We start from the raw sequence: 24,917 nt of genomic DNA on the forward strand, positions 1-24,917 counted from the left end.
GGTCAGCGATTGAAGTAGTCGAGCCAGGTGGTGGCGATGGCGGCGCGGTCAGCCGGACCGGCCTCGTGCATTCCGGGATCGAGAGCGCCGCGGGCGAGGGCGGCGGTGGCGGCGAGAATTTCGGCCTGTACGAGGTGGATGAACGGGCCCACGCTTGCGCCGTGCAGGAAGTTGACGGCGTTGCCGCCGTTGAGCAGGTAGAAGTAGTGGCCCGTCGTCAGGTAGCGGGTGACGTGCTCATCGATCGTGGTGCGCTCGTACACGTCGGGCAGGCCTGCGAGCTCAAGTTCGTCTTCACTGCTGGTCACCGTGGCGACGTACGCGCCGTTGCGCAGCCTGGGGAAGTCCTCGGCGCTCAGCGACAGCGCCCCCGTCGCGCACAGCACGAGTCCGGCGTCGCCGAGTCCGGCTGCGCGATCGCGGGCTACCGCGAAGCCCTGGGAGAGCGCCTGAGCGCGGCGCACAGGGTCGATGTCGTACACCGTGACTCTGACGCCCTTGGCATGCAGTAGGCGGGCGATGCTGGACCCCAGCTTGCCGAAGCCGATCACGAGGGCGGCGCGGCCCTGCGGGATGTCGCCGCGGCCGCGCATGAGTGCCTCGGTCGAGAACACGACCGACTGCCCGACGAGGAAGTCCTCGGGATCCTTCAGGGGCGAGCGGGCCACCGAGACGACCGGACAGGGCAGCTTGTCGAGGTCGGCGTAGCGACGGTGTCCGTCTCGGTGTCCTCGACGACACCCAGGATCCGGCCCGTGAAGCGGGTGCACAGCGACTCGATCGAGGGGGGCGAAGTAGCCGCCGACGTCGAGCAGGACGACAGGGCGGCCGGCGGCTCGCGGGGGCGTGCACGGACTTCGGTTTGGGCAGTACGGCGCGGAGTTCGGTGACGCGTGCTACGCCCCGGACGAATGCCGGGCGTTCCGGTAACAGATGCGTGATCAGGAACGCGGTGGGGCGCTCGACGGGTGTGAAGCGGGTAGCGATGCGACAGAAGAAGGCGTCGAGCCGAGCGCACTCAAAGGATTCCATGGCTTGGCTCCGTCGTCACGGTGGTTTCGGGGCGTGCGGGCTCGTCGGCGTTCTGTTCCCCCAGGGCACGGCGTAGTGCGTCGGCGTCTGTGAGGGTGCTGTCGTCCGGCAGCTCGCACCAGCCTCCGAACCAGTCGTCGGCACGGTACGGGCTGGGGGCGACCAGCCAGGAGCCCGCGGACAGCAGACGCACCGACGGGTCGCGCCACGTGCCGCTGCCGCCAATCGGAACGGCGTAGTAGAGCCGTTCGCTCGGCAGGTCGTAAAGCACAGGGCCGAGGTGCTCCTCGGTCGCGCGCAACCTCGCGAGTGCCAGAAAGCCTGGTCCGGCCGGAACCCGTACGACGTCCCATTCCTCACCTAGCGCGAGCAAGTGCAGGCCAGGGGTGTTGTCGGCGAGCGGGGCGGTGCGCAATGCCTCGCGTACGGAAGCCATCACGCACCGCTCCTTTGCCGCACGATCGGGTCCGGCTCGATGGGGTGGCCGTTGCTGCGCCTCGGTGCGACGGAACGAATCACAAGGAGACGTGAGCTCAACGCCTGTATCTGCCGCTCACGCCCTGCGGCAAGATGCCCCGGTCCGAGGTGGCTGAGGGAAGGCAGGACCACCCCGTACGCGTCCGGCAGCGCGAGGACGTCCAGCAGACCAGCGAAGGCCCGCGAGTGCGCTTCGCCTGGCGTCTCCCGCTCGGTGAAAAGGCCGCACAGCGATAGCTCGTGCTGTCGACAGAACTCAGCCAGCGCTACAGCGAGCGCGGTATTCCGGGCCCCGCCGATCGTCGTGCGGCGCAAGAAGCCATGGACGTAGGGTCCGTTGACTTCGCGGCACTCCGTGATGGGTTGCATGTCTGAAGCTTCTCGTCAGCTCACCGGCCATGAAATGACCACTTGCTGCACTTCCGTTGCACTTCCGCTCCGTCGTCTTCGCCGACACGCCTGCCGTGCTTCGATACGTGGCAGAGGGAGGCAGCCCGTGGCCAGCGTGCAGCAGTGGACCGGCCGAGAAGCCAAAGCCTTGCGCTCCGCTCTGCGCATGAGCACCCGTGCGTTCGCCGACCATCTCGGCGTCGCGCTGCGTACGGTCTGCAAGTGGGAGAAGCTGAGCGATGCCACACAGCCACGGCCCGACACCCAGGCCATTCTCGACACCGCGCTCGCTCGCGCCGACCCAGCCGTGCATGCCCGGTTCGAGGCGATGCGCTCAGGTGCCGGGCAGCACACCGGCACGCACGCCCGCTACGAGACGTGGTCCGAGGACATCGACCGCGTCATCGTCTCCCTGAGCCGTCAGAACTTCACGTTCGCCTCAAGCCTTCTGAACCGATGGCTCGGCCCGACCGACCCTCACGGACTGGACGACAAGGGCTTGTATCTCTACGGGCGTTCGCTCGTGCTCCTCGGGGACCTGCATCGCGATCAGGGAGCGGTTCTCGGCCCGTTGTCCGCTCGCCAGTCGTACATCACCGCACACAGGCTGTTCTCCGAGCTCGACATCCCACGCCGCACGGCACAGATCGAACTCTCGCTTGCAGTCATCGACGAGATGTCCGGTCGTCTCGCAGCGTCCGCGCGCCAGTACGAGCAGCTCGCCGACGACGAGCGCCTAAGTCTCCGTGACAGGGCTCGGGCTCGTTTGTGGATCGGTACGGCGCTCAGCAAGGAGGGCAACGACGAGTACGCCATGCGGGTCATGACCGCCGCCATCCGTGCGTTCGAGGATCTTGGCGAGCCTGAGGAATGGTCGGTGGCTCATCAGAAGCTTGCCCTGTCGCACCGTGGCTCCGGGGCGCTCGCACAAGCCCTCCGATGCATCGGCATCGCTCGGCAGAGCGGTGCGGTCGACTCACCAATGCAGCGCGTGCGACTGGACACCGCGCACGGGCACATCCTTCTGTCCGACGCGGCAACGCGGAATGATGGGCTGACCGTCCTCGATCACGCGGCGCGTGTGGCCACGCAGTACGGCCTGAGTCATCAATTGCGCAGCATCGAAGGCATCCGGCGGCCGTACGACGGCCCGTCGGCCGCCCTGTCGAGGTGAGTGGCCAACGACAATGACCCGGGGAGTCCCTGTGCCCGACCATGGAGAGCACACGATCACCGATGTGCAATGGACCGACGCCAACCTCGTGTGGAAGTACCACCAACTGCACCACGAGCCACGGCCCTGCTCGGCAGCCATCGGCCTCGGCAGCCACGACCTGGGCGTGGCCACGGCCGCGGCCGAGCTGTACCGCGACGGCCTCTTCCCCGTGATCGTGTTCAGCGGCGGCAACAGCCCGACCACGGCGGCCCGCTTCCCGCGTGGTGAAGCGGTCCACTACCGCGAGCACGCGCTCGACCTGGGCGTACCCGACGAGGCCATCCTCCTGGAGACCGCGGCGGGCAACACCGGCGAGAACATCACGCTGTCGCGCGAGGTGCTGCGCGCGGCAGGCGTCGACGTCTCCTCGCTGCTCCTGATCTCCAAGCCGTATATGGAGCGCCGCTCGTACGCCACATGCCTCAAGCTGTGGCCCGGGGTCGAGATCGTCTGCGCCTCCGAACCGCTCACGTTCGACGACTACGTCAAGTCCATCGGCGACGAGAAGCTGGTCGTGGACATGCTGGTCGGCGACCTCCAACGGGTGATCGAGTACCCGAAGCGGGGATTCGCCCTGGAGCAGGAGGTGCCGACGGAGGTCCACGCCGCCTACGAGCGCCTCCTGCGCTCCGGGTTCGACAGCCGGCTCATCGGGTCGTCCTGAGGTGCCCGCCCCAACCCGCGTCGCGTTCGTCACCGTGGCTCGCGACGCCACCGGCGCGGTAGCACTGCTCAGCGCCGACTTCCCAAAACACGGCGGGGCCCACCTGTTCCTTCCCGGCGGGCGCCGCGAGGACGGAGAGAGTCCCGAGGAGTGCGCCCGGCGGGAGCTGCGCGAGGAGGCCGGGATCACCGCCGCCCGGTGGCGGGCGCTCGGCTCATATGCGATCACCCTGGAGTCGGCCGCGCGCGTCCACCTCTACGAAGCGCGGAAGCTGACTCCCGGACCCCGGGAGCCGACCCCGTCCGAGACAAGCTTCGCACTGTCCTGGTGGCCCATGAGCGACGCCCTCACCGCCGCCGCCGCGGGACGCTTCCTCCTGCCCGCAGGACCACTCGCCCTCTTCCTTTCCTCCCCGGGAGGACACCGTGAGTGACAGCACCTGGGTGAGCGTCTCGATGCCGTATCTGACGCCGCGAGGGGCGGGTCAGTCCGACGCCTGGGGCGCGGAGGCCGCTGCCCGAGGGGGCAAGGGCAGCCAGCGCATCACGCATGCCGGTGAGGTACCGGCGCCCGAGGAGGTGTCCGCCCTGCTCGGCCTAGCCGCGGGCGAGACGGTCGTCGTGCGGCGCCGTCTGATCCAACTCGACGACGCGCCGTGCGAGCTGACCGACACCTACTATCCGGCGAGCATCGCCCGCGGGACGCGTCTCGCGGAGAAGAAGAAGATCCCCGGCGGAGCCGTGACCCTCCTCGCCCAGCTCGGGCACATCGGCGCGCGTGTCCGCGAGGACGTCACGGCCCGCATGCCCACCGCGGACGAGCGCGAAGCCCTGCTCCTCGGCCCGGACGAGCCCGTCCTGCGGCTGAGCAGGGTCACACTGGACGGTGACAACCAGCCGTTCCAGGTGGACTTGATGGTGATGCCCGCCCATCGGCAGCGGCTGCGCTACGAGATCAGGATCGGAGAGCGTTGACAGTGCCCGCCACCGACACCGGCTTCCCCGACAGGCGCTCACTGCACGAGCGGATCGCCTCCGATCTCCGGGACGAGATCATGAGCGGCGACCTGCCACCCGGCGCGAAGCTGCCCTCCACGAACCAGCTCAAGGCACGCTTCGAGGCGTCCAACGCCACCATTCAGAAGGCGTTGCAGCTTCTGAAGGACGAACAGCTCGTCATCGGCCGCGCCGGAGCAGCCGTCACCGTCCGCGAACACCGGCAGCAGACGATGCGCCCCGCCTCCTACATGGCTCCGGCGGACGCGGGCAAGCCCTATCGCTGGCTCAGCGAAAACACGAAACCTGGGGTGCGGGCACGCAGCACGCTGCTGGATGTCGCGGAGCTCGAACCACCCGCCGACGTGGCGTCCGCCCTGAACCTCACCGGCGGCCTGCCCGTGCTCCGCACCCTGCGCGTCGTCCACAGCGACGACGACCGCCCCATCGAGGCGACGGTCATGGTCATGGCCGGACACCTCCACGAGTTGCAGTACGAGTTCACGGCCGAGTGACCGCCCCTACCGGCAGGGGCGGGCAACACCGAGGCACTGTGCGCTGTAGGAGCCGCGCAAGAAGGGCGGGATCACCGCCCTACAGCCCGTCCGGCGCCCGAGGACGAGGCAGGAGGCCGATGGAGGGAGAGGGCAGGAGCCCCATGAGGTGGCGCTGAGGGGACGCGCCCGCTGAGGCAGGGGGGTAGCGCGCACCCGGTGGGAGGTTAGGTTAGCCTAAGCGAAACTTCCGGCCAGGACCCCGTACGAAAGCAGAGACCCCCATGCCCCAGACCCCCCGCAAGCCCTCGCGCCGCGGCATCCTCGCCGCAGGTGGCGCCCTCGGCCTCACCGCCGTTCTCGCAGCTTGCGGGGACGACAAGGGGGACAAGGGCGGCAAGGGGGGCACGAAGGACGGCGGTGCCTGGTCGTTCAAGGACGACCGGGGAGAGACGGCCAAGACCGGCTCCACGCCCAAGAACATCGTCGCGTTCACGGGCGTCGCCGCCGCGCTGTTCGACTACGGCATCGAGGTCAAGGGCGTCTTCGGCCCGACGAAGACCAAGGACGGCAAGCCGGACGTCCAGGCCGGTGACATGGACATCAGCAAGGTGACCATCCTCGGCAACGCCTGGGACCAGTTCAACATCGAGAAGTACGTCGGGCTCCAGCCGGACGTGCTGCTCTCCACCATGTTCGACGACAAGGGGACTCTCTGGTACGTCCCGGAGGCCTCCAAGGACAAGATCCTGAAGCTCGCCCCGAGCGTCGGCATCTCGGTCTACGACCGGCAGATGACCAAGCCCCTGGAGCGGCTGCTCGCCCTCGCCGAGTCCCTCGGCGCCGATGTGAAGGCCGACAAGGTCGTCCAGGCGAAGAAGCGCTTCGAGGCCGCCGCCGAGCGGCTGCGCAAGGCCGCGAAGTCCCGGCCGGAGATCAAGGTGCTCGTCGGCTCCGCCAGCCAGGACATCTTCTACGTCTCCGGGTCCAACCTCTCCGCCGACCTCGAGTACTTCAAGGCCCTCGGCGTGAACCTCGTCGAGCCGCCCGCGAAGACCCTGAAGGAGAGCGGGGGCTGGTTCGAGAACCTGTCCTGGGAGAACGTCGACAAGTACAAGGCCGACGTCATCATGATGGACAACCGCACCTCCGCCCTCCAGCCCTCCGGCCTCGCCGACCAGAAGCCCACCTGGGCGAAGCTCCCCGCCGTCAAGGCCGGGCAGGTCATTCCGCGGGTCACGGAGCCGATCTTCTCGTACGACAAGTGCGCGCCGATCCTGGAGGACCTGGCCGAGGCCATCGAGAAGGCGAAGAAGGTTTCCTGAACCTGGACGGGGCGGGGTGAGCGGCAGCCTTGGGCGCCGCCCATCGCGGCCTCCGGCCTGGCTCGTCCTCCGTCGCCGGACGGGCTCCAACCACCCAGCGCCGCCCCGCTGCCTTCGCAGCCGGGCGGCGCTTTTCGCTGCCGTCCCGACCACCACAGAGCCCTTCGTGACCCCCAGGCTCAACACCAATAGAGACTTAGGTTAGGCTAACCTAAGTTCCACGTCGCGCCCCGGGGCCTCCCCGCTGTGCCCTGCCCCGAGGCGCGACCAAGTCCCCTCACCTGGAGGACCGTTCATGCGCTCGCACCTGCTCAACGACACCACCACGGAGCGCTACCGCGCCTCCGTGACCGAAGGAGTCGAGCGGGTGGCGGCCAGAATCGCCACCACCTCCCGCCCGTTCACCGGCGTCGTCGCCGACGACCTCTCCCCCCGCGTCGAGGCCGTCGACCTCGACACCCCCCTGCACGACACCGCCGCCGCCCTCGACGAACTCGACGAGCTGTACCTCCGCGACGCCGTCTACTTCCACCACCCCCGCTACCTCGCCCACCTCAACTGCCCCGTCGTCATCCCGGCCGTCCTCGGCGAGGCCGTCCTGACCGCCGTGAACTCCTCCCTCGACACCTTCGACCAGTCCGCCGGCGGCACCCTCATCGAGCGCCGCCTCGTCGACTGGACGACCGAGCGCATCGGGCTCGGGCCCGCCGCCGACGGCGTGTTCACCTCCGGCGGCACCCAGTCCAACCTCCAGGCGCTGCTGCTCGCCCGCGAGGAGGCGAAGACCGACTCCCCCGCCCGGCTGCGCGTGCTCGCCTCCGAGGTCGGGCACTTCAGCGTGCAGAAGGCCGCCAAGATGCTCGGGCTCGGCCCTGACGCCGTCGTCGTCATCCCCACCGACCGCGACAAGCGCATGCGCGCCGCCGCGCTCGCCCACGAGCTGGCCCGCCTGGAGGAGGAGGGCCTCGTCCCCATGGCCGTCGTCGCCACCGCGGGCACCACCGACTTCGGCTCCATCGACCCGCTGCCTCAGATCGCCGACCTCTGCGCGCGGTACGGGACGTGGCTGCACGTCGACGCCGCCTACGGCTGCGGCCTGCTCGCCTCCCGCACCCGGCGCCACCTCCTCGACGGCATCGAGCGCGCCGACTCCGTCACCGTCGACTACCACAAGTCCTTCTTCCAGCCCGTGAGTTCGTCCGCGCTGCTTGTCAGGGATGGCGCCACCCTCCGCCACGTCACCTACCACGCGGAGTACCTCAACCCCCGGCGCGCGGTGCAGGAACGCATCCCCAACCAGGTGGACAAGTCCCTGCAGACGACCCGCCGCTTCGACGCCCTGAAACTGTGGATGACGCTGCGCGTGATGGGCGCGGACGCCGTCGGCGACCTCTTCGACGAGGTCTGCGCCCTGGCCGCCGAGGGCTTCGACCTGCTCGCCGCCGACCCGCGCTTCGACGTCGTGACGCAGCCGCAGCTGTCCACGCTCGTCTTCCGGTACATACCGCGGGCCGTCACCGCCCCCGCCACCGTCGACCGCGCCAACCTGTACGCCCGCAAGGCGCTGTTCGCCTCCGGTGACGCCGTGGTCGCGGGCACCAAGGTGGGCGACCGGCAGTACCTGAAGTTCACCCTGCTCAACCCCGAGACCACGGCCGCCGACATCGCCGCCGTCCTCGATCTGATCGCCGGCCACGCCGAGCAGTACCTGGGAGAGAACCTTGACCGCGCCAGCTGACCTCCGCGACGCGCAGCCGACGGCCACCCCGAACCGGTCCGAGTCCGTGTACGACTTCATCGGGGTCGGGCTCGGGCCCTTCAACCTCGGTCTCGCCTGCCTCACCGAACCCCTCGACGACCTGCACGGCCTCTTCCTGGAGTCCAAGCCGGACTTCGAGTGGCACTCCGGCATGTTCCTGGAGGGCGCCCACCTCCAGACGCCCTTCCTCTCCGACCTCGTCACCCTGGCCGACCCCACGTCCCCGTACTCCTTCCTCAATTACCTGAAGGAATCCGGGCGGCTCTACTCCTTCTACATCCGTGAGAACTTCTATCCGCTGCGCCGCGAATACAACGACTACTGCCGCTGGGCCGCCGCGAAACTCTCCTCCGTGCGGTTCGGTACGACCGTCACAGCGACGGCGTACGAGGACGAGAGCGACCTGTACGTCGTCATCACCGCCTCCGGCGACACCCTCCGCGCCCGCCACCTCGTCCTCGGCACCGGCACCCCGCCGCACCTCCCCGACGCCTGCAAGGGCCTCGGCGGCGACTTCCTCCACAACTCGCGCTATCTGGAGCACAAGGAGGAGTTGCAGAAGAAGAACTCCATCACCGTCGTCGGGAGTGGGCAGAGCGCCGCTGAGATCTATCAGGACCTGCTCAGCGAGATGGACGTGCACGGGTACCGGCTCAACTGGGTCACCAGGTCCCCGCGGTTCTTTCCCCTCGAGTACACGAAACTGACCCTGGAGATGACCTCTCCGGAGTACATCGACTACTTCCACGCGCTGCCCGAGGACACCCGTTACCGCCTTGAGAGCGACCAGAAGGGCCTTTTCAAGGGTATCGACGGTGAGCTGATCGATGCCATCTTCGATCTGCTGTACCGGAAGAGCCTCGACGGGCCCGTGCCCACCCGGCTCCTCACCCACTCCTCCCTGCGCTCCGCCCGGTACGAGAACGGCGTCTACACCCTCGCCCTCCGCCAGGAGGAGCAGGGCAAGGACTTCGAGATGACCACCGAGGGACTCGTCCTCGCCACCGGCTACCGGTACGCCGTCCCGGGCTTCCTGGAGCCGCTGCGGGAGCGGTTGCGCTTCGACGGGCGCGGGCGGTTCGACGTGGCCCGCAACTACTCCGTCGACACCACCGGGCGCGGCGTCTTCCTCCAGAACGCCGCCGTCCACACCCACTCGCTGACCAGCCCCGACCTGGGCATGGGCCCGTACCGCAACGCGTACATCATCCGCGAGATGGCGGACCGCGAGGTCTACCCGGTCGAGAAGTCCATCGCCTTCCAGGAGTTCGCCGTATGAGCAGTCGGACGAGCAGCCGGTCGAGCAGTCGGTCGAGCGGCCCCGCCAGACGGGGCGGGGCCCGCGTCGGCACCCTCTCCCTGCGCCCCCTCGACCCCTTCGAGGACGCCGAGCTCGTGCACTCCTGGGTCACCCACCCCAAGTCCGCCTTCTGGCTGTTCCAGGACGCGAAGCTCCAGGACGTCGAGCGCGAGTACATGGGCATCGCCGCCAGCGCGCACCACGACGCGTACATCGGGCTGCACGACGGGGAGCCCGCGTTCCTCGTGGAGCGCTACGACCCCCGCCACATCGAACTGGTCGGCCTGTACGAGCCGGAGCCCGGCGACGTCGGCATGCACTTCCTGGTCGCCCCCACCGACCGGCCCGTGCACGGCTTCACCCGGGCCGTCATCACCACGGTGATGGAGCACCTGTTCGCCGACCCGCGCACCCACCGCGTCGTCGTCGAGCCCGACGTCACCAACACCGCCGTGCACCGGCTCAACGAGACCGTCGGCTTCGTGCCCGAGCGCGAGATCGACAAGCCGGAGAAGCGAGCGCTGCTCAGCTTCTGCACCCGGGAGCAGTTCGACGCGGCCGTCGTGCGCCGCGCCGTCGCCACCAGGCCCGCCCGAACCACCGCAGGACCCGCAGCATCCTCAGCACCCGCAGCACCCGCAGCACCCGCAGCACCCGCAGCACCCGCAGCACCCGCAGCACCCGCAGCACCCGCAGCACCCGGAGTATCTGGAGTACTGACATGACCCGCACGTCCCTGGCTCCGCCGGCCGGCGCCGTCGACCACCTCACCCCGGAACGCTGGGCCGAGGCCACCCGCCTCCTCATCCGCAAGGCGCTCGCCGAGTTCGCGCACGAGCGGCTGCTCCGCCCCGAGGACCTCGGGTCGGGCCGCTACGTCGTACGCAGCGACGACGGGCAGGTCCGCTACCACTTCGCCGCGCGCCTGCACGCCCTCGACCACTGGCAGATCGACGGCGCGTCCCTCACCCGGCACCGCGACGGCGTCGAACTGCCCCTGAACGCCCTGGAGTTCTTCACCGAGCTGCGCGGCGCCCTCGGGATCGGCGACAAGATCCTGCCGGTGTACCTGGAGGAGATCTCCTCCACCCTCTCCGGTACGTGCTTCAAGCTCGCCAAGCCGCACATCAGCGCCGCCGAGCTGGTCTCCGCCGGGTTCCAGGAGATCGAGACCGGCATGACCGAGGGCCACCCGTGCTTCGTCGCGAACAACGGGCGGCTCGGCTTCGGCGTGCACGAGTACCTCTCGTACGCCCCCGAGACCGCGAGCCCCGTCCGGCTCATGTGGCTCGCCGCCCGGCGCGACCGGGCCGCGTTCACCGCGGGCGAGGGCCTGGAGTACGAGTCGTTCCTCCGCGCCGAGCTGGGCGCGGAGACCCTCGCCCGCTTCGACACCGTGCTGCGCGCCCAGGACCTCGACCCGGCGGACTATCTGCTGATCCCCGTCCACCCCTGGCAGTGGTGGAACAAGCTGTCCGTCACCTTCGCCGCCGAGGTCGCCGACCGGCGCCTGGTGTGCCTCGGCGAGGGCGACGACGAATACCTCGCCCAGCAGTCCATCCGGACGTTCTTCAACACCTCCGACCCCGCCAGGCACTATGTGAAGACGGCCCTGTCCGTCGTCAACATGGGCTTCATGCGCGGGCTCTCCGCCGCGTACATGAAGGCGACCCCGGCCATCAACGACTGGCTCGCGGGCCTGGTCGCCGCCGACGGGGTGCTGAGGTCGACCGGGCTCGGCATCATCCGCGAGCGCGCCGCCGTCGGCTACCGGCACCTGGAGTACGAGGCCGCCACCGACCGCTACTCCCCCTACCGGAAGATGCTCGCCGCACTGTGGCGCGAGAGCCCGGTGCCCGCGCTCGGCGAGGGCGAGCAGCTCGCCACCATGGCGTCGCTGCTGCACACGGACCGCGACGGCGCGTCCTTCGCCGCCGCCCTCATCGAGCGCTCGGGCCTCGCGCCCACCGCGTGGCTGCGCCGCTATCTGCGGGCCTATCTGACGCCGCTGCTGCACAGCTTCTACGCGTACGACCTGGTGTTCATGCCGCACGGCGAGAACGTGATCCTCGTCCTGAAGGACGGTGTCGTCCAGCGCGCCCTGTTCAAGGACATCGCCGAGGAGATCGCGGTGATGGACCCGACGGCGGTCCTGCCGCCCGAGGTGGAGCGCGTCCGCGTGGAGGTGCCCGAGGACCGGAAGCTGCTTTCGCTCTTCACCGACGTCTTCGACTGCTTCTTCCGCTTCCTGTCGGCGAACCTCGTCACCGAGGGGATCATCGAGGAGGACGCGTTCTGGCGCACGGTCGCCGAGTGCGTACGCGACTACCAGCACTCCATGCCGGAGCTGGCCGACAAGTTCCGCCAGTACGACATGTTCGCCCCGGAGTTCGCCCTGTCCTGCCTGAACCGGCTCCAGCTCCGCGACAACGAGCAGATGCTGGACCTCGCCGACCCGGCGGGCGCCCTCCAGCTGATCGGGACGCTGAAGAACCCGATCGCCTAGCCCCCATGACCGGCGGGGCTCCGGAGACGGTCCTCCGGAGCCCCGCCCCCGTACCCGTATCCGTGTCCGTACTCGTACCCGTACGGCTAGCGGCGGGACGACGGCCACGGCACCTGCGGCGACCTGTAGTAGTCCATGCCGAGGGCGTCCCAGCGCGGTGCCTGCTCCGCGAGCCGGGTGCGGTACTTGCCCCAGTCGTGCGCGGCCGCGGGCGACCAGCCCAGCTCGGCGATGCCGGGCAGCCGCGGGAACGCCATGTAGTCGAGCTGCGCCGGCGTCGACAGGGTCTCCGTCCACAGCGGTGCCTCGACGCCGAGGATCGCGTCGGCGGGGGCGCCCTGGAGGTACGTCCCCGGGTCCCAGTCGTAGGCCCGCTGCACCTCGACATAGCCCGCCCACGACAGGCCGAGCTTCGTGTCCTTGTCGTACTTGTGGTCCAGGTAGGAGCGGTCGGCCGGGGACAGGACCAGCCTGGTGCCGTTGCGCGCCGCGTTCACGACCCGGTCGCGCTCGGCCTGGCCGGTGCGGTCGTAGCCCCAGTACTGCGCGACTGCTCCCGGCACCGGGGTCGTCTCGGTCAGCTGGTGCCATGCCATGACGCCCTTGCCGTGCTTGGTGACGATCGGCTGCACCTTGTCCATGAACGTCACGAAGTCCTCGTGGCTGGTGGAGTGCGCCTCGTCGCCACCGATGTGCACCTGGCCGCCGGGCGTGAGCGCGGCCAGCTCCCGGACGACGTCGTCGACGAACTCGTACGTCACGTCCTTCGCCACGCACAGCGAGCTGAAGCCGACCTCGATGCCCGTGTACAGCGGCGGCGCGACGCCGTCGCAGTTCAGCTCCGCGTAGGAGGCGAGCGCCGCGTTGGTGTGGCTCGGCATGTCGATCTCGGGAATCACCTGGAGGCCGCGGGCGGCGGCGTGGGCGACGATGTCCCTGTACTGGTCCTTGGTGTAGTAGCCGCCGGGGCCGCCACCCACCTGCGTGGACCCGCCGTACGTGGCGAGCCGGGGCCAGGAGTCGATCGCGATCCGCCAGCCCTGGTCGTCGCTCAGATGCAGGTGCAGCTTGTTCATCTTGTACAGCGCCAGCTGGTCGATGTAGCGCTTGACGTGCTCGACGGGGAAGAAGTGCCGGGACACGTCCAGCATCGAACCGCGGTAGGCGTAGCGCGGCTTGTCCTTGATGGTGCCGCCGGCGATCCGCCACGGTCCGCGCTGCGGCGTCCTCCTCTCCACGGCCGCGGGCAGCTGCTGGCGCACCGTCTGCACGCCGTGGAACAGGCCGGTGGCCGTCCAGGAGGTGATGGTGAGGGAGCCGCGCGCGGAGATGACGCGGTAGCCCTCGTCGCCGAGCGCCTTGTTCGCGGGCTCGGCGCTGATGCGCAGCCGGATGCCGTCGCCGCCGTCGCCGCCCTCGCGGTCGGTGACCGGGAGGCGGTAGCCCGTCGAGGGGCGCAGGATGCCCGCGAGGTACTCGCCGACGCGGCGCTCCTCGGCGTTGCCGCTGCCGACGCGGATACGGGTCTTCGCGGTGATCTCGAAGCCGGGCCCGCCGGGGTCGACGGCCAGGGGCGCGGGCACGATCCGGCCGAGCGGTACGGGCGCGGCCCGGTCGGCGGCGGCGCCGGACGCGGATCGGGGGGCGGTCGCCGATGACGACGTACCGGCGGCGGCGAGCAGCAGGAGTGAACCGAGGACACAGGCCGTTCCGTGGTGCTGTCTCACAAGCGGGTCCCTTCGCCGGGCAACGCGGATGTGACGCGGACGAACCGTCACCATGCGTACCGCGCACCCCAGACCGGGTCAAGGTGCAGACCAACCGGCCGAGCGGCGGTGCGAGAATCCCTCCATGGCGGAAATCATCCAGCGCGACGGGACCTGGACCTTCGACGGAGAGACGCTGCGGCTCGTGCCGGGCCACGACAAGAACGTCTCCCTGCTGCGCAAGACCCTCGGTGAACTCACCCTGCCGCTCGCGGCGTTGACCGGCATCGCCTTCGAGCAGGGCAAGAAGACCGGGCGGCTGCGGCTGCGCCTCCGCGACGGCGCCGACCCCCTGCTGCAAGCGACGGGCGGCAAGCTCGCGGACTCCTCCGACCCGTACCAGCTCACCGTGGAGGCCGACCGCCACGGCGTCGCGGAGTACATGGTCGACGAGGTCCGCAACGCGCTGCATCTGGAGCAGGTGCCCGCCGAGGGCTCCGACAGCTATCTGCTGCCGGGCCCGCCCGTGCCGCTTCAGGTCGCCGCCGGTGACGCCACGGTGAGCTTCGACGGTGAGCGCGTCCGCCTGGAGTGGAACTGGAAGACGGAGGAGGCCAAGGCCGCCGCGGGCACCCGCACCATCGCCCTGGCCGATGTCGCCGCGGTGGAGTGGCAGCCGGCCATAGGCCTGGAGAACGGCTATCTGCGCTTCTCGGTGCGCAACTCCCCCACCAAGGCCCCGCCGAAGTACGACCCGAACTCCGTGGAGCTGTGGGGCTTCAAGAAGGACCCGCTGATGGCGCTCGTCGCGGCGGCCGTGCAGGCCCGGCTCCCGCACCCGGCCGCGAAGGCGCTGCCCGCGCCGGGCGGCGCACCGGCGGAGATCTCCGGGGCGGCGCCGCCCGCCGCCGCGGCCGAGGACGACCACGACGCGCTCCTGCGGCGCCTTCGCGAACTCGGCGAGCTGCACCAGAGCGGCGTCCTGACCGACGAGGAGTTCACCGTGGCCAAGCAGGCGGTGCTCAAGCGGATGTGAGCCACCGCATCTCCTGTCGATGCGAGCCGCCGCGCCTCCAGTCGACGTGAGCCACCGCACCTCCAGTCGATGCGAGCCATCCTGCCCGATATCGGGCAGGATTCTTGCGTAAGCCCCTTCGGTGTTCCAGGATCAACGGGTGCACGAGGACCTTGTCGATCATCTGACCCGCTCCACCCCGCTCCAGCGGGGTGAGGCGCTACGGGTGATCCAGGACGTCCTCGCCTACTTCGACGAGACCGCCGAGAGCTATGTCCGCCGCCGCCACCGCGAACTCCAGGGTCAGGGCCTGGTGAACGCGGAGATCTTCGAGCGGATCGCTGCGGACCTGCGGTATCGCGCCGTGGCGCCGCCCGAGCTCACGCTCAGACAGCTGCGGCGCATCGTCTACGGCTAGACCCATCCACACCTCACCCAAGGGACCCTTATGTGCGGAATTGTCGGATACATCGGCAAGCGTGACGTCGCCCCGCTGCTCCTGGAGGGCCTCCAGCGCCTGGAGTACCGCGGCTACGACTCCGCGGGCGTCGTGATCACCGGTCCGAAGGCCACCGGCCTGAAGATGGTCAAGGCCAAGGGCCGCGTCCGCGACCTGGAGGCCCGCGTCCCCAAGCGCTTCGCCGGCACCACCGGCATCGCCCACACCCGCTGGGCCACCCACGGCGCCCCGTCCGACGAGAACGCCCACCCGCACCTGGACGCGGAGAACAAGGTCGCCGTCGTCCACAACGGCATCATCGACAACGCCGCCGAGCTGCGCGCCAAGCTGATCGCCGACGGCGTCACGTTCCTCTCCGAGACCGACACCGAGGTCCTCACCCACCTCGTCGCCCGCTCCACTGCCGAGAAGCTGGAGGACCGGGTCCGCGAGGCGCTGCGGCACATCGAGGGCACGTACGGCATCGCCGTCCTGCACGCCGACTTCAACGACCGCATCGTGGTGGCCCGCAACGGCTCGCCCGTCGTCCTCGGCATCGGCGAGAAGGAGATGTTCGTCGCCTCCGACGTCGCCGCGCTCGTCTCGCACACCCGCCAGGTCGTCACCCTCGACGACGGCGAGATGGCCACCATCAAGGCCGACGACTACCGCACGTACACCACCGAGGGCTCGCGCACCTCGGCCGAGCCGACCACCGTGGAGTGGGAGGCCGAGTCGTACGACATGGGCGGCCACGACACGTACATGCACAAGGAGATCTTCGAGCAGGCCGACGCCGTGGACCGCGTCCTGCGCGGCCGCATCGACGACCGCTTCTCCACCGTGCACCTCGGCGGCCTGAACCTGGACGCGCACGACGCCCGCAAGGTGCGCCGCGTCAAGATCCTCGGCTGCGGCACCTCGTACCACGCGGGCATGATCGGCGCCCAGATGATCGAGGAGCTGGCCCGCATCCCCGCCGACGCCGAGCCCGCGTCCGAGTTCCGCTACCGCAACGCGGTCGTCGACCCCGACACCCTGTACGTGGCCGTCTCCCAGTCCGGCGAGACCTACGACGTGCTCGCCGCCGTGCAGGAGCTCAAGCGCAAGGGCGCCCGGGTCTTCGGCATCGTCAACGTCGTCGGCTCCGCGATCGCCCGCGAGGCCGACGCGGGCGTGTACGTGCACGCGGGCCCGGAGGTCTGCGTCGTCTCCACCAAGTGCTTCACCAACACCACCGTCGCCTTCGCGCTGCTCGCCCTGCACCTGGGCCGCATCCGTGACCTGTCGGTCTCCGACGGCAAGCGGATCATCGCGGGGCTGCGGCGACTGCCCGCGCAGATCGAGCAGATGCTGGAGCGCGAGGACGAGATCAAGAAGCTGGCGCAGGAGTTCGCCGAGGCCAAGTCGATGCTGTTCATCGGCCGAGTGCGCGGCTATCCGGTGGCCCGCGAGGCCTCCCTGAAGCTCAAGGAGGTCTCCTACATCCATGCCGAGGCCTACCCCGCGTCCGAGCTGAAGCACGGTCCGCTCGCCCTGATCGAACCGGCGCTGCCCACCGTCGCGATCGTCCCCGACGACGACCTCCTGGAGAAGAACCGCGCGGCCCTGGAGGAGATCAAGGCCCGCAGCGGCCGCATCCTCGCGGTCGCCCACCGGGAGCAGGAGAAGGCCGACCACACGATCGTCGTCCCGAAGAACGAGGACGAGCTCGACCCGATCCTGATGGGCATTCCGCTGCAACTGCTCGCCTACCACACGGCCCTGGCCCTCGGCCGGGACATCGACAAGCCTCGCAACCTGGCGAAGTCGGTCACCGTGGAGTAGCCGGTCACGCCTGCGTAGCCGGCGTCCACACGGCTGACCGCATGCCGTACCGCCCACGAGTGATCCCCTGTACGTGCCACCAGGCGTACAGGGGATCACTCTTCGAGGGACCGGGGTCGCCCATTACCTCGGCCCGCGCTCACTCAGCCGGAAGCCGTCACTCACCGGCGCACGATACGTACCCTTCACAAGGGCACAACCCACCTCTACGCGCGAGTAGATTTATGCGTCGGCGCACCGGCGGCACATCGTGGAACCCCTGTCCCACCTGGCACGGGCGGAGCCGGAAAAGCCCGGACGGGGTCAGGGAATGACGACGACGGGTCGTTGCGCACGGCGCGCGAGCCGTCCCGCGACGGAGCCGAAGATGCGCCCCACGATGCCGTGGGTCGAGCCGACGACGATGGCGTCCGCGGAGTACTCGCGGCCGACCTCCTCCAGCTCGTGGCAGATGTCGCCGCCGCGCTCGACCAGGATCCAGGGGACCTCCGCGAGATACTCCGCGCAGGCAAGCTCCAGACCGAGGACCTCGGTGCGGTGGTCCGGGACGTCGACGAAGACCGGGGGCTCGCAGCCCGCCCAGACGGTGGTGGGCAACCGGTTGGCGACGTGCACGATGATCAGGCCGGAGCCCGAGCGATGGGCCATGCCGATCGCGTAGGCGAGCGCCCGTTCACTGGACGTCGAGCCGTCGAAGCCGACGACGACACCGTGCCGGAAGGCCGGATCGCAGGAATGACGTGGTTCTTCCGCCGCTCGGGGGGTCGCGCTCGGATCGGCGACCTGCCGTTTGCGGTCCGCGGGTTCGGAGAATTCGTGACCGGCCATCGGTGTCTCGGCGAAGGAGTCCTCTGTGGGAGGGTCGGCGTTTTTCGGGTGCGCGGTGGTCGGGGCGGGGTGCGGTGCCTGGGGCGGGTGCGCGGTAGGGGGCAGGTGAGCGGGTCGGGCGCTGCGGCGACGCGGGTGGAACAGACGCGACGCAGGTGGGAACAGATAACCGGACGCTTGTCCGGGAATCATCTTCCCAACCCCTTACCCCCAAGGGTACGGCGGCACTCCTCCCTTGCCCAGATCCTGCCCCGGCGCTGACCGGAGCCCGCCCGGGGCGGCCCCGGGCGCCGCCCGGTCCCCACGGGGCCCGGTCGAGGCCTCACGGCGGCCTCGCGGCATTCACCGGAGCATGCATGAGCCGGGCCCGGAGCGCAATGGCGGCTGCCCCGTACAGGCGGTTTGCGCCCGGTTCGCGCGCGGGCCCCCTTCCGGCCAGTGACCGGCGGGTCGGCCGCGCGTTGAACCCGTGAAACCACTCTTTCGGAGACATCCGCATCGACGTCCGTATCGACATCCGTGTCGACATCCGCACGACCCGCGCACCGCCCTCGACACCGACCCCGCACCGCTCGGGGACGCCCGCGATCACCGCGGTGCCACACCGAGCCCGACCGTCCCGGCCGCCCGGCAGGGCGGGCCCGCAACCACCGCCGCAGGGAGCACTCCGTGCCAGCACCGTCCAGCGCCGCTCCGGCCACAGGCCGCCGCAGGGCCCGTGAAAGGCAGCGTGAAGGGGCACGCGAGGGGGCACGCGAGGCGGCGCGCCACGGGGCGCGCGACCGCCGGGACGCCGAGTCCGCCGGAGCCTCCGGGGGCGCCGGGTCGCGGGGCGCGCGCGCTGCCGGAGCGCCTGCGACCGCCCCGCAGGAGTCGGCGAGCGACGTCGTCCGCTGGGCCGCTTTCTCGTGCGTTCTGGTTCCCGTCGTCCTCGTGGGGTACGGGACCTCCCTGGCGGGTGCGGGCGGGGCGGCCCTGGGCCTGGCCGCCGTGACCGGGGTGTGCCGGGTGCTGCTCCAGCAGTCCGAGCGCGGGGCGGCACGGGCTCGGGCGCAGCGGGCCGCGGGCGGCCGGGAACGGCGTCGGCGAGCGGCGCCGGGGGCGCATCGGGGCGGCCGCAGGACGGGGCCGGGTGCGCCGGTGGACTGACTGATTCCCACGCACTTCTCCGAATGTTTTCAGCCAACTTCCCGGTCGTCGGCATTCCCTGGCCGAACAGGGGGTCAACCCACGTCCCACCAGGGGTGAAAGGAGCGCGAAAGGGCGCTGCACCCTACGTTGACCGGCCACTGGCACAAGGCGCACTTCCCTGGGCGCTCCACGAGTGCGACGCTTCGTGATCGAATGCTTCACGCCAAGTTGCCATGTCGACAATGCGCCGGGTGCTGAACTGGTCACAGCGGCGTCACGTGACGCAGTAGATTCGATCTTGACTGTAGTACGGCGGGGGACTGGTGGAGGACCGAGGGGAAACGTGCAGGAGCGACAGGCCCAGGAAGCACGTCAAGAACAGGGAGCCGAGACCACCGAGGGGGGCTTAGCGCCATGAGCCACGACTCCACTGCCGTGCAGGAAGCCGCGGCGCGGAAACTCTCCGGGCGGCGCCGCCGGGAAATCGTCGCGGTGCTGCTCTTCAGCGGTGGTCCCATCTTCGAGAGTTCCATACCACTCTCCGTGTTCGGTATCGACCGACAGGACGCGGGAGTGCCTCGTTACCGGCTGCTGGTGTGCGCCGGAGAGGAGGGGCCGCTGCGGACCACCGGCGGCCTCGAACTGACCGCGCCCCACGGGTTGGAGGCGATCTCCCGGGCGGGCACCGTAGTGGTGCCGGCCTGGCGTTCGATCACATCGCCGCCCCCGCTGGAGGCACTGGACGCGCTGCGCCGCGCGCACGAGGAGGGCGCACGCATCGTCGGCCTGTGCACCGGCGCGTTCGTCCTGGCCGCGGCCGGTTTACTGGACGGCCGCCCGGCGACGACGCACTGGATGTACGCGCCGACGCTCGCCAAGCGCTATCCGTCCGTCCACGTCGATCCGCGCGAGCTGTTCGTCGACGACGGGGACGTCCTCACCTCGGCCGGAACCGCGGCCGGAATCGATCTCTGTCTGCACATCGTGCGCACGGACCACGGCAACGAGGCGGCGGGCGCGCTCGCCCGCAGGCTGGTCGTGCCGCCGCGCAGGGCGGGCGGCCAGGAGCGCTACCTGGACAGGTCGCTCCCGGAGGAGATCGGCGCCGATCCGCTGGCCGAGGTCGTGGCCTGGGCCCTGGAGCACCTCCACGAGCAGTTCGACGTGGAGACTCTGGCCGCCCGCGCCTATATGAGCCGACGCACGTTCGACCGGCGTTTCCGCTCACTGACGGGGAGCGCTCCCCTGCAGTGGCTGATCACCCAGCGGGTGCTGCAGGCCCAGCGGCTCCTGGAGACCTCCGACTACTCCGTCGACGAGGTCGCCGGGCGCTGCGGCTTCCGGTCGCCCGTCGCGCTGCGCGGTCACTTCCGGCGCCAGCTCGGCTCCTCGCCCGCCGCCTACCGCGCCGCCTACCGGGCGCGCAGGCCGCAGAGCGAGCGTGCCCTGGAGTCGGCGGCGGTCGCCATGTCCGCCGCGCCGTCCATGGTGACGGCCGAGGGGCCGGGGCCCGGTCCGGGCGGGAATCCGGGTCTGACCCCGGGCCCCGTGCCGACCCAGACCCGGCGCACCGCGGCGGCCAGCTCGCTCGGTGCCACGGCGTCCCTGCCGATGGAGGCAGGCAAACCGCACTCCGACGCCTACGCGCCGAGCCGCACTCCCCTGCCCGGTCAGAGGAGCGCGCCGTAGGGTTGGGCGCATGAACGATCGTATGGTGTGGATCGACTGCGAGATGACCGGGCTCTCGCTGACGGATGACGCACTTATCGAGGTGGCCGCACTGGTCACCGACTCGGAACTGAACGTGCTCGGCGAAGGTGTGGACATCGTGATCCGCCCGCCGGACGCGGCCCTGGAGACCATGCCCGAGGTGGTGCGGCAGATGCACACCACCTCGGGGCTCCTCGACGAGCTGGCCGGCGGCACCACGCTGGCCGACGCCGAGGAGCAGGTCCTCACCTACGTCCGGCAGCATGTGAAGGAGCCCCGCAAGGCCCCGCTGTGCGGCAACTCGGTCGGCACGGACCGCGGCTTCCTGCTGCGGGACATGCCGACCCTGGAGAACTTCCTGCACTACCGCATCGTGGATGTCTCCTCCATCAAGGAGCTGGCCCGGCGCTGGTACCCGCGGGCGTACTTCAACAGCCCGGACAAGAACGGCAACCACCGGGCCCTCGCCGACATCCGCGAGTCCATCGCGGAGCTGCGCTACTACCGCGAGGCGATCTTCGTCCCGCAGCCCGGCCCCGACTCGGACACCGCCAAGTCGATCGCGGCCAAGCACGTCCTGCCTGCGGATTAGCCCTCCGCGGCGCCCCTGGTACGGGGTCCGGAAAACGCGTGCGCGAGCACCCCTTCGGACCCTGTACACTTTTTCTCGGCCGGTCGGAAGAACGACGAAGACCGGCTCGTGGTGGGTGTAGCTCAGTTGGTAGAGCACCTGGTTGTGGTCCAGGTGGCCGCGGGTTCAAGTCCCGTCACTCACCCTGAATGATCAAGGCTTGACCTGCGAAAGCAGGTCAGGCCTTGATCGTTTTCCGACGGGCCTCGACCGCTACGTCAGCCTCGCCGGGCGGCGCCATCGGGCCACACGACGTCGACGTGCAGGCCCGCCTCGCGTGCCGCGTCGACGGTGTCGGCGGTGCCGCCGCCCTTGCCCGAGGGGGGCGTGCCGTCCCACACAGCGACGAGCCGGTCGCCGCGGCGCAGCAGCTCGGCGTTGGCTGACTCGTACGCCTGCCGGTTGGCTGTCTCGTGCGGCATGGTGACGACCTCGCCCGCCGACTCGATGAGGTGGTCGAACACGGCGGCGTGCTCCGGCTTCACCTTCGTCCGCCGGTAGTCCTGCGACGGCACCACGACGACCAGGCGGCCGCCCGCGCCGAGCAGCTCCTCGGCGAACAGCGAGTCGGCGCCGGCCGCGATGCACGACACCCCGACGAGCTCGCCCTCGGTGTGCGCCGCGAAGGTGTCCCGCAGCGCAGCGCGTACGAGCGCGACAGTGTCGTCGGTCAAGTCCATGTGCCCAGTGACGGCGTACGTCGTCACGCTTGCTCCTCTCACCGGCTGGTCAACAGGGCGCGCATCCTATCCCGCACGTCCCGCAGGTTCCGGTTCGCGTCACGCCCCACCGTGTACGGGTACAGCACGCGCCAAACAGCCCTCACCGGGTGAAGACCCGTTGGGCGTACCGTTCTCAGTGCGACCTCAAGGACGGAGCGCCCGTATGCCCGGTTCGGTTACCCCTGCGTCCGCACACCCGGGCGAACGACTGCGCGAACTTCGACTCCGCCGGGGGCTGACCCAGGAGCGCCTGGCTGAACGCGCCGGTCTGAGCTTGGGAGTTGTGAAGAAGCTCGAGCGGGGCGGAACCGCCCGTCTGGACGCGTACCACTCGCTGGCCCGAGCGCTGAAGGTTCGTACGTCCGTGCTGTTCGAGTCCCCCGGCCCGCACGCGAACACCCGCACCGACGACGACAACATCGACTTGATGACGCTGCGTCAGGCCGTCGCACCGCCCGTCACCTTCTCCGGCCGCGTCAGCGCGACCGAGACCGTGGACACGGAACCTGACCTCCCCCGCCTGCAAGCCACCGCCCTCGAGATCGGAACGGCCTACCACCAGGACCTCTACGACGAGGTCGCCGGACTACTGCCCGGACTCGTGCACGCGGCGCATGCCAGTGTGCGGCACTACGACAACGGGCCCGAGCGCTCCGAGGCCCTGCGCATTCGCTCCGACGCGCTCCAGATGGCCGGCCGTTACCTCACGCAGGTCCGCGCCTACGATCTGGCCCACATCGCTCTGCGCGACGCCATCGAGGACGCGGTGCGGATCGACGATCTCCAAGGAGTGGCCGCAGCGGTGTATCAGCAGGGCTGGCTGCTGATGCGGCAAGGACGTCTCGATGAGGCGGAGCAGGTGAGCATCACCACGGCGGACGCCATCGAACCGCGGATCTCGCGCGCCACCCGGCACTCCCTCGGGGCCTGGGGGAAGTTGCTGGTGCACGGCAGCGCAGCGGCCGCCCGCAACAACCGCCCTCAGGAAGCACGCGAGATGCTCAGGATCGGCCGCACCGCGGGGGCCGCACTGGGTGCGGGGCAGGCGGTCGCGGTGTCTTCCTGGGGGCGATTCGACTGGCGCACCGTCGCGTTCCAGGGCATCGAGAACCAGTTGGTGGCGCAGAGACCCGACCGTGTGCTCGGGCTGTCGGAGCGGATGCCGACGCCGGTCGGCAGGACAGGGCGTCTCTTCATGCGGCGGCACCTGCTCGACGTCGCGCAGGCACACGTCATGCTGCGGAACGGCGACCAGGCCACGGACATCTTGTGGTCACTGTGGGACGAGACTCCGGAGTGGTTGCGGCACCAGCGTATGGCCAGAGAGACGTTCCATGACGCGCTGGGCAAGAGCAAGCGGCGCAGTCTCTCGCCGAAGCAGAGAGAGCTGGCAGCGTTCTTCGGCTCGCAGGACTAGGGGTCACGTTGCGTGCCTGTTGCTGCGACAGGCGCCGAGTTACAGCCACGAAGCGTGACTGTTTCGCGTCCACCCATCCGCTTACGTTCGGTGATGAAGTGGTCACCAATGCTGCGGAGGTGCAGGCAGATGGGACAGGGCAGAGGACCAATCACTGACTGGCTCGCGGGAGCGCATCCGGTACCCCGCCAGGCCGAAGCCGAGTGGGCGAACCACGGAGTCGCGATGCTGCCCCTCGGCGTGCGTTTCGACGCCCTCCGCGTTCCGCGACGGAGGATCCACGCCGCAGTAGGCAGCGATGAGCAGGGGACAGTGGCACAGTCCCTGAACGGTTGGCTGCACGGCCCCGTCGTCTTCGACACCCGCACCAACTGCTACTACACGCTCACCGCACCGGACGCCCCCTGGGACAGGCCCGGCGACCGCCTCGGGACGGGCATCTACCTGAGCGTCCCACGCGTCGGCCGCCAGATTTCACCAGTTACCTTCTGGGCCGTGCAGCCACAGCGCCCCGGTCAGCTGTGCGACCCGGCGCACCTCGCCGCCCTGTTGGCGACGGCCGAGCCCCTGACGGTCGAGTCGTGACCGCGTGCCGCCCGATCAGTCCCACTGACCTGCCGCTCACGTTCGGAGCACTTGCATGACCGCCACCACCAACCAGCCTCGCTCGCGCGTCGAGGAACTGGAGAGGATCTACCGGGCCCACCTCACCGCCTGCCCCCGCCAGCACTTCGGCATCCTGACCGACTGCGCTAAGGGACTCCGTCTACGCCGTGCCCTGCACGCCACCCGCGCCACCGCCGACAAGGGAGCACCATGACGCGGGACGTGACCGAGTCCCTGCGGATCTTCGTGGTGCCCGGCGGGATGCTCCTCACGCCGCAGCAGAACGCCGGGCAGGTCTGTGTGTGGTGCCCGCGCAGCCTGCACCCCGGCGAAGGCGTCGACCTCGGCGGCTCCGGACCCTGGTGGCCGCACGCCTGCCTGTCCTGCTACGAGGCACAGACCCGCGTTCTGGCCACCTATCTCGACTGGGCCGATCACGCTGATGGGTGCACGCTCTGCAAGGCCGCCCCGCCATGCGACACCGCCCACACCATGGGCACGGACCACATCGACGCACTCTGCCGGATCGCGAAACCCGCGCTGTGCTCGGACTGCCACCGCATCACCGAGCCGCACACATTCCGGCCCCACCGGACAGTCGGCACCAGCGGCATGCGGTTCGGCTACCTCCACCACAAACCGTGCCACGCCCGCCGACAGTCCGGCGCGTGAGCGTCGACGGACGAGGTCAGCGAGCGGAAAGCCACCACGGCGCCGCCAGGGCGGC

At 69.9% G+C, this 24,917-nt stretch carries 24 protein-coding genes, 1 tRNA gene and 2 pseudogenes; 21 read left to right on the forward strand and 6 right to left on the reverse strand.

The genetic code is table 11. The annotated features are described in order from the left end of the window. Window positions 1-2: 2 nt before the first annotated feature. The 3 genes and pseudogenes from GPA10_RS07570 to GPA10_RS07580 form a co-directional block, all read right to left on the reverse strand. Window positions 3-1,032, reverse strand: a pseudogene (locus GPA10_RS07570) (adenosylhomocysteinase). After that, window positions 1,019-1,468 (reverse strand): hypothetical protein, encoded by a 450-nt coding sequence (locus GPA10_RS07575; protein ID WP_246258940.1) that lies wholly within the window; start codon window positions 1,466-1,468, stop codon window positions 1,019-1,021. Before GPA10_RS07575 ends, GPA10_RS07570 begins: the two are co-directional and overlap by 14 nt. After that, a complete protein-coding gene (locus GPA10_RS07580; RefSeq protein WP_198351532.1) occupies window positions 1,468-1,878 on the reverse strand; it encodes a hypothetical protein in 411 nt (136 codons plus the stop codon). Before GPA10_RS07580 ends, GPA10_RS07575 begins: the two co-directional genes overlap by 1 nt. Window positions 1,879-2,005: 127 nt before the next feature. On the opposite strand from GPA10_RS07580, the gene GPA10_RS07585 reads away from it, so the two are divergent. The 10 genes and pseudogenes from GPA10_RS07585 (at window position 2,006) to GPA10_RS07630 (ending at window position 12,158) form a co-directional block, all read left to right on the forward strand. Beyond that, on the forward strand, window positions 2,006-3,073 hold the full coding sequence (locus GPA10_RS07585) for a helix-turn-helix domain-containing protein (RefSeq protein WP_343040491.1): 1,068 nt from the start codon (window positions 2,006-2,008) through the stop codon (window positions 3,071-3,073). Window positions 3,074-3,086: 13 nt separating this feature from the next. Continuing rightward, window positions 3,087-3,779: a YdcF family protein gene (locus GPA10_RS07590; protein ID WP_157164789.1), complete on the forward strand. Its 693-nt coding sequence runs from the start codon at window positions 3,087-3,089 to the stop codon at window positions 3,777-3,779. A gap of 1 nt (window position 3,780) precedes the next feature. Beyond that, window positions 3,781-4,212 carry an NUDIX hydrolase gene (locus GPA10_RS07595; protein ID WP_343040492.1) on the forward strand — a complete coding sequence of 144 codons (432 nt, stop codon included), beginning with the start codon at window positions 3,781-3,783 and terminating at the stop codon, window positions 4,210-4,212. After that, window positions 4,205-4,753 carry a GntR family transcriptional regulator gene (locus GPA10_RS07600; RefSeq protein WP_343040493.1) on the forward strand — a complete coding sequence of 183 codons (549 nt, stop codon included), beginning with the start codon at window positions 4,205-4,207 and terminating at the stop codon, window positions 4,751-4,753. The genes GPA10_RS07595 and GPA10_RS07600 overlap by 8 nt, the downstream gene beginning before the upstream one ends. Next, on the forward strand, window positions 4,750-5,289 hold the full coding sequence (locus GPA10_RS07605) for a GntR family transcriptional regulator (protein WP_157164790.1): 540 nt from the start codon (window positions 4,750-4,752) through the stop codon (window positions 5,287-5,289). The genes GPA10_RS07600 and GPA10_RS07605 overlap by 4 nt, the downstream gene beginning before the upstream one ends. A 263-nt stretch (window positions 5,290-5,552) precedes the next feature. Then, on the forward strand, window positions 5,553-6,593 hold the full coding sequence (locus tag GPA10_RS07610; protein WP_157164791.1) for an ABC transporter substrate-binding protein: 1,041 nt from the start codon (window positions 5,553-5,555) through the stop codon (window positions 6,591-6,593). Between the two features lie 295 nt (window positions 6,594-6,888). Further along, entirely contained in the window at window positions 6,889-8,331 is a 1,443-nt protein-coding gene (locus tag GPA10_RS07615; protein WP_157164792.1) for a pyridoxal phosphate-dependent decarboxylase family protein, read from the forward strand. 46 nt (window positions 8,332-8,377) lie between these two features. Next, window positions 8,378-9,631 carry a lysine N(6)-hydroxylase/L-ornithine N(5)-oxygenase family protein gene (locus GPA10_RS07620; protein WP_343040540.1) on the forward strand — a complete coding sequence of 418 codons (1,254 nt, stop codon included), beginning with the start codon at window positions 8,378-8,380 and terminating at the stop codon, window positions 9,629-9,631. Continuing rightward, a pseudogene (locus GPA10_RS07625) lies at window positions 9,628-10,212 on the forward strand (GNAT family N-acetyltransferase); the annotation flags it as partial. The gene GPA10_RS07620 and the pseudogene GPA10_RS07625, both read left to right, overlap by 4 nt. Window positions 10,213-10,373: 161 nt before the next feature. Next, window positions 10,374-12,158 (forward strand): IucA/IucC family protein, encoded by a 1,785-nt coding sequence (locus GPA10_RS07630; RefSeq protein WP_157164795.1) that lies wholly within the window; start codon window positions 10,374-10,376, stop codon window positions 12,156-12,158. A gap of 86 nt (window positions 12,159-12,244) precedes the next feature. Here the strand turns inward: GPA10_RS07630 and GPA10_RS07635 are convergent, their stop codons facing one another. After that, window positions 12,245-13,885, reverse strand: coding sequence for a family 20 glycosylhydrolase (locus GPA10_RS07635; RefSeq protein WP_343040494.1), 1,641 nt, complete (start codon window positions 13,883-13,885; stop codon window positions 12,245-12,247). A gap of 124 nt (window positions 13,886-14,009) precedes the next feature. On the opposite strand from GPA10_RS07635, the gene GPA10_RS07640 reads away from it, so the two are divergent. The 3 genes from GPA10_RS07640 (at window position 14,010) to glmS (ending at window position 17,145) form a co-directional block, all read left to right on the forward strand. Next, the gene (locus GPA10_RS07640) at window positions 14,010-14,900 is read left to right on the forward strand and encodes a DUF4429 domain-containing protein (protein ID WP_157164797.1); all 891 of its coding nucleotides are present in this window, start codon (window positions 14,010-14,012) and stop codon (window positions 14,898-14,900) included. A 139-nt stretch (window positions 14,901-15,039) separates the two neighbouring features. Further along, window positions 15,040-15,297: a hypothetical protein gene (locus tag GPA10_RS07645; RefSeq protein WP_058848515.1), complete on the forward strand. Its 258-nt coding sequence runs from the start codon at window positions 15,040-15,042 to the stop codon at window positions 15,295-15,297. A gap of 30 nt (window positions 15,298-15,327) precedes the next feature. Next, window positions 15,328-17,145, forward strand: a complete 1,818-nt coding sequence (gene glmS, locus GPA10_RS07650) for a glutamine--fructose-6-phosphate transaminase (isomerizing) (RefSeq protein WP_058848514.1) — start codon at window positions 15,328-15,330, stop codon at window positions 17,143-17,145. Between the two features lie 303 nt (window positions 17,146-17,448). Here the strand turns inward: glmS and GPA10_RS07655 are convergent, their stop codons facing one another. Then, window positions 17,449-17,973, reverse strand: coding sequence for a universal stress protein (locus GPA10_RS07655; RefSeq protein ID WP_058848513.1), 525 nt, complete (start codon window positions 17,971-17,973; stop codon window positions 17,449-17,451). A gap of 669 nt (window positions 17,974-18,642) precedes the next feature. Between GPA10_RS07655 and GPA10_RS43605 the strand changes: the two genes are divergently transcribed. The 4 genes from GPA10_RS43605 to GPA10_RS07675 all read left to right on the forward strand — a co-directional run bounded on the left by GPA10_RS43605 (window position 18,643) and on the right by GPA10_RS07675 (window position 21,590). Continuing rightward, window positions 18,643-19,122 carry a hypothetical protein gene (locus tag GPA10_RS43605; protein ID WP_343040496.1) on the forward strand — a complete coding sequence of 160 codons (480 nt, stop codon included), beginning with the start codon at window positions 18,643-18,645 and terminating at the stop codon, window positions 19,120-19,122. A gap of 396 nt (window positions 19,123-19,518) precedes the next feature. Then, a complete protein-coding gene (locus GPA10_RS07665) occupies window positions 19,519-20,793 on the forward strand; it encodes a helix-turn-helix domain-containing protein (RefSeq protein WP_157164798.1) in 1,275 nt (424 codons plus the stop codon). 10 nt (window positions 20,794-20,803) lie between these two features. Continuing rightward, window positions 20,804-21,406: an oligoribonuclease gene (gene orn, locus GPA10_RS07670; protein WP_063803577.1), complete on the forward strand. Its 603-nt coding sequence runs from the start codon at window positions 20,804-20,806 to the stop codon at window positions 21,404-21,406. Between the two features lie 111 nt (window positions 21,407-21,517). Further along, window positions 21,518-21,590: transfer RNA gene (locus GPA10_RS07675), tRNA-His, on the forward strand. Between the two features lie 73 nt (window positions 21,591-21,663). Here the strand turns inward: GPA10_RS07675 and GPA10_RS07680 are convergent. Continuing rightward, window positions 21,664-22,152: a hypothetical protein gene (locus GPA10_RS07680; protein WP_343040497.1), complete on the reverse strand. Its 489-nt coding sequence runs from the start codon at window positions 22,150-22,152 to the stop codon at window positions 21,664-21,666. 178 nt (window positions 22,153-22,330) lie between these two features. Here GPA10_RS07680 and GPA10_RS07685 point away from each other — a divergent pair, with 178 nt between their 5' ends. The 4 genes from GPA10_RS07685 to GPA10_RS07700 all read left to right on the forward strand — a co-directional run bounded on the left by GPA10_RS07685 (window position 22,331) and on the right by GPA10_RS07700 (window position 24,862). Beyond that, entirely contained in the window at window positions 22,331-23,584 is a 1,254-nt protein-coding gene (locus GPA10_RS07685; RefSeq protein ID WP_157164799.1) for a helix-turn-helix domain-containing protein, read from the forward strand. A gap of 312 nt (window positions 23,585-23,896) precedes the next feature. Continuing rightward, window positions 23,897-24,169: a hypothetical protein gene (locus tag GPA10_RS42250; protein WP_246258895.1), complete on the forward strand. Its 273-nt coding sequence runs from the start codon at window positions 23,897-23,899 to the stop codon at window positions 24,167-24,169. A gap of 55 nt (window positions 24,170-24,224) precedes the next feature. Continuing rightward, a complete protein-coding gene (locus tag GPA10_RS07695) occupies window positions 24,225-24,404 on the forward strand; it encodes a hypothetical protein (protein WP_157164801.1) in 180 nt (59 codons plus the stop codon). Then, window positions 24,401-24,862, forward strand: coding sequence for a hypothetical protein (locus tag GPA10_RS07700; protein WP_157164802.1), 462 nt, complete (start codon window positions 24,401-24,403; stop codon window positions 24,860-24,862). Before GPA10_RS07695 ends, GPA10_RS07700 begins: the two co-directional genes overlap by 4 nt. The last annotated feature ends 55 nt before the right edge of the window (window positions 24,863-24,917 follow it).

The sequence above is a fragment of the Streptomyces typhae genome (assembly GCF_009755605.1).
Taxonomy (GTDB): domain Bacteria; phylum Actinomycetota; class Actinomycetes; order Streptomycetales; family Streptomycetaceae; genus Streptomyces; species Streptomyces typhae.

Excerpts from the sequence above, each read along its gene's own strand:
- GPA10_RS07575 (WP_246258940.1), bottom strand. The coding sequence starts at position 1,468 with ATGGCTTCCGTACGCGAGGCATTGCGCACCGCCCCGCTCGCCGACAAC.
- GPA10_RS07580 (WP_198351532.1), bottom strand. The coding sequence starts at position 1,878 with ATGCAACCCATCACGGAGTGCCGCGAAGTCAACGGACCCTACGTCCAT.
- GPA10_RS07590 (WP_157164789.1), top strand. The coding sequence starts at position 3,087 with ATGACCCGGGGAGTCCCTGTGCCCGACCATGGAGAGCACACGATCACC.
- GPA10_RS07610 (WP_157164791.1), top strand. The coding sequence starts at position 5,553 with ATGCCCCAGACCCCCCGCAAGCCCTCGCGCCGCGGCATCCTCGCCGCA.
- GPA10_RS07615 (WP_157164792.1), top strand. The coding sequence starts at position 6,889 with ATGCGCTCGCACCTGCTCAACGACACCACCACGGAGCGCTACCGCGCC.
- GPA10_RS07630 (WP_157164795.1), top strand. The coding sequence starts at position 10,374 with ATGACCCGCACGTCCCTGGCTCCGCCGGCCGGCGCCGTCGACCACCTC.
- GPA10_RS07640 (WP_157164797.1), top strand. The coding sequence starts at position 14,010 with ATGGCGGAAATCATCCAGCGCGACGGGACCTGGACCTTCGACGGAGAG.
- glmS (WP_058848514.1), top strand. The coding sequence starts at position 15,328 with ATGTGCGGAATTGTCGGATACATCGGCAAGCGTGACGTCGCCCCGCTG.
- GPA10_RS07655 (WP_058848513.1), bottom strand. The coding sequence starts at position 17,973 with ATGGCCGGTCACGAATTCTCCGAACCCGCGGACCGCAAACGGCAGGTC.
- GPA10_RS07665 (WP_157164798.1), top strand. The coding sequence starts at position 19,519 with ATGAGCCACGACTCCACTGCCGTGCAGGAAGCCGCGGCGCGGAAACTC.
- orn (WP_063803577.1), top strand. The coding sequence starts at position 20,804 with ATGAACGATCGTATGGTGTGGATCGACTGCGAGATGACCGGGCTCTCG.
- GPA10_RS07685 (WP_157164799.1), top strand. The coding sequence starts at position 22,331 with ATGCCCGGTTCGGTTACCCCTGCGTCCGCACACCCGGGCGAACGACTG.
- GPA10_RS07695 (WP_157164801.1), top strand. The coding sequence starts at position 24,225 with ATGACCGCCACCACCAACCAGCCTCGCTCGCGCGTCGAGGAACTGGAG.
- GPA10_RS07700 (WP_157164802.1), top strand. The coding sequence starts at position 24,401 with ATGACGCGGGACGTGACCGAGTCCCTGCGGATCTTCGTGGTGCCCGGC.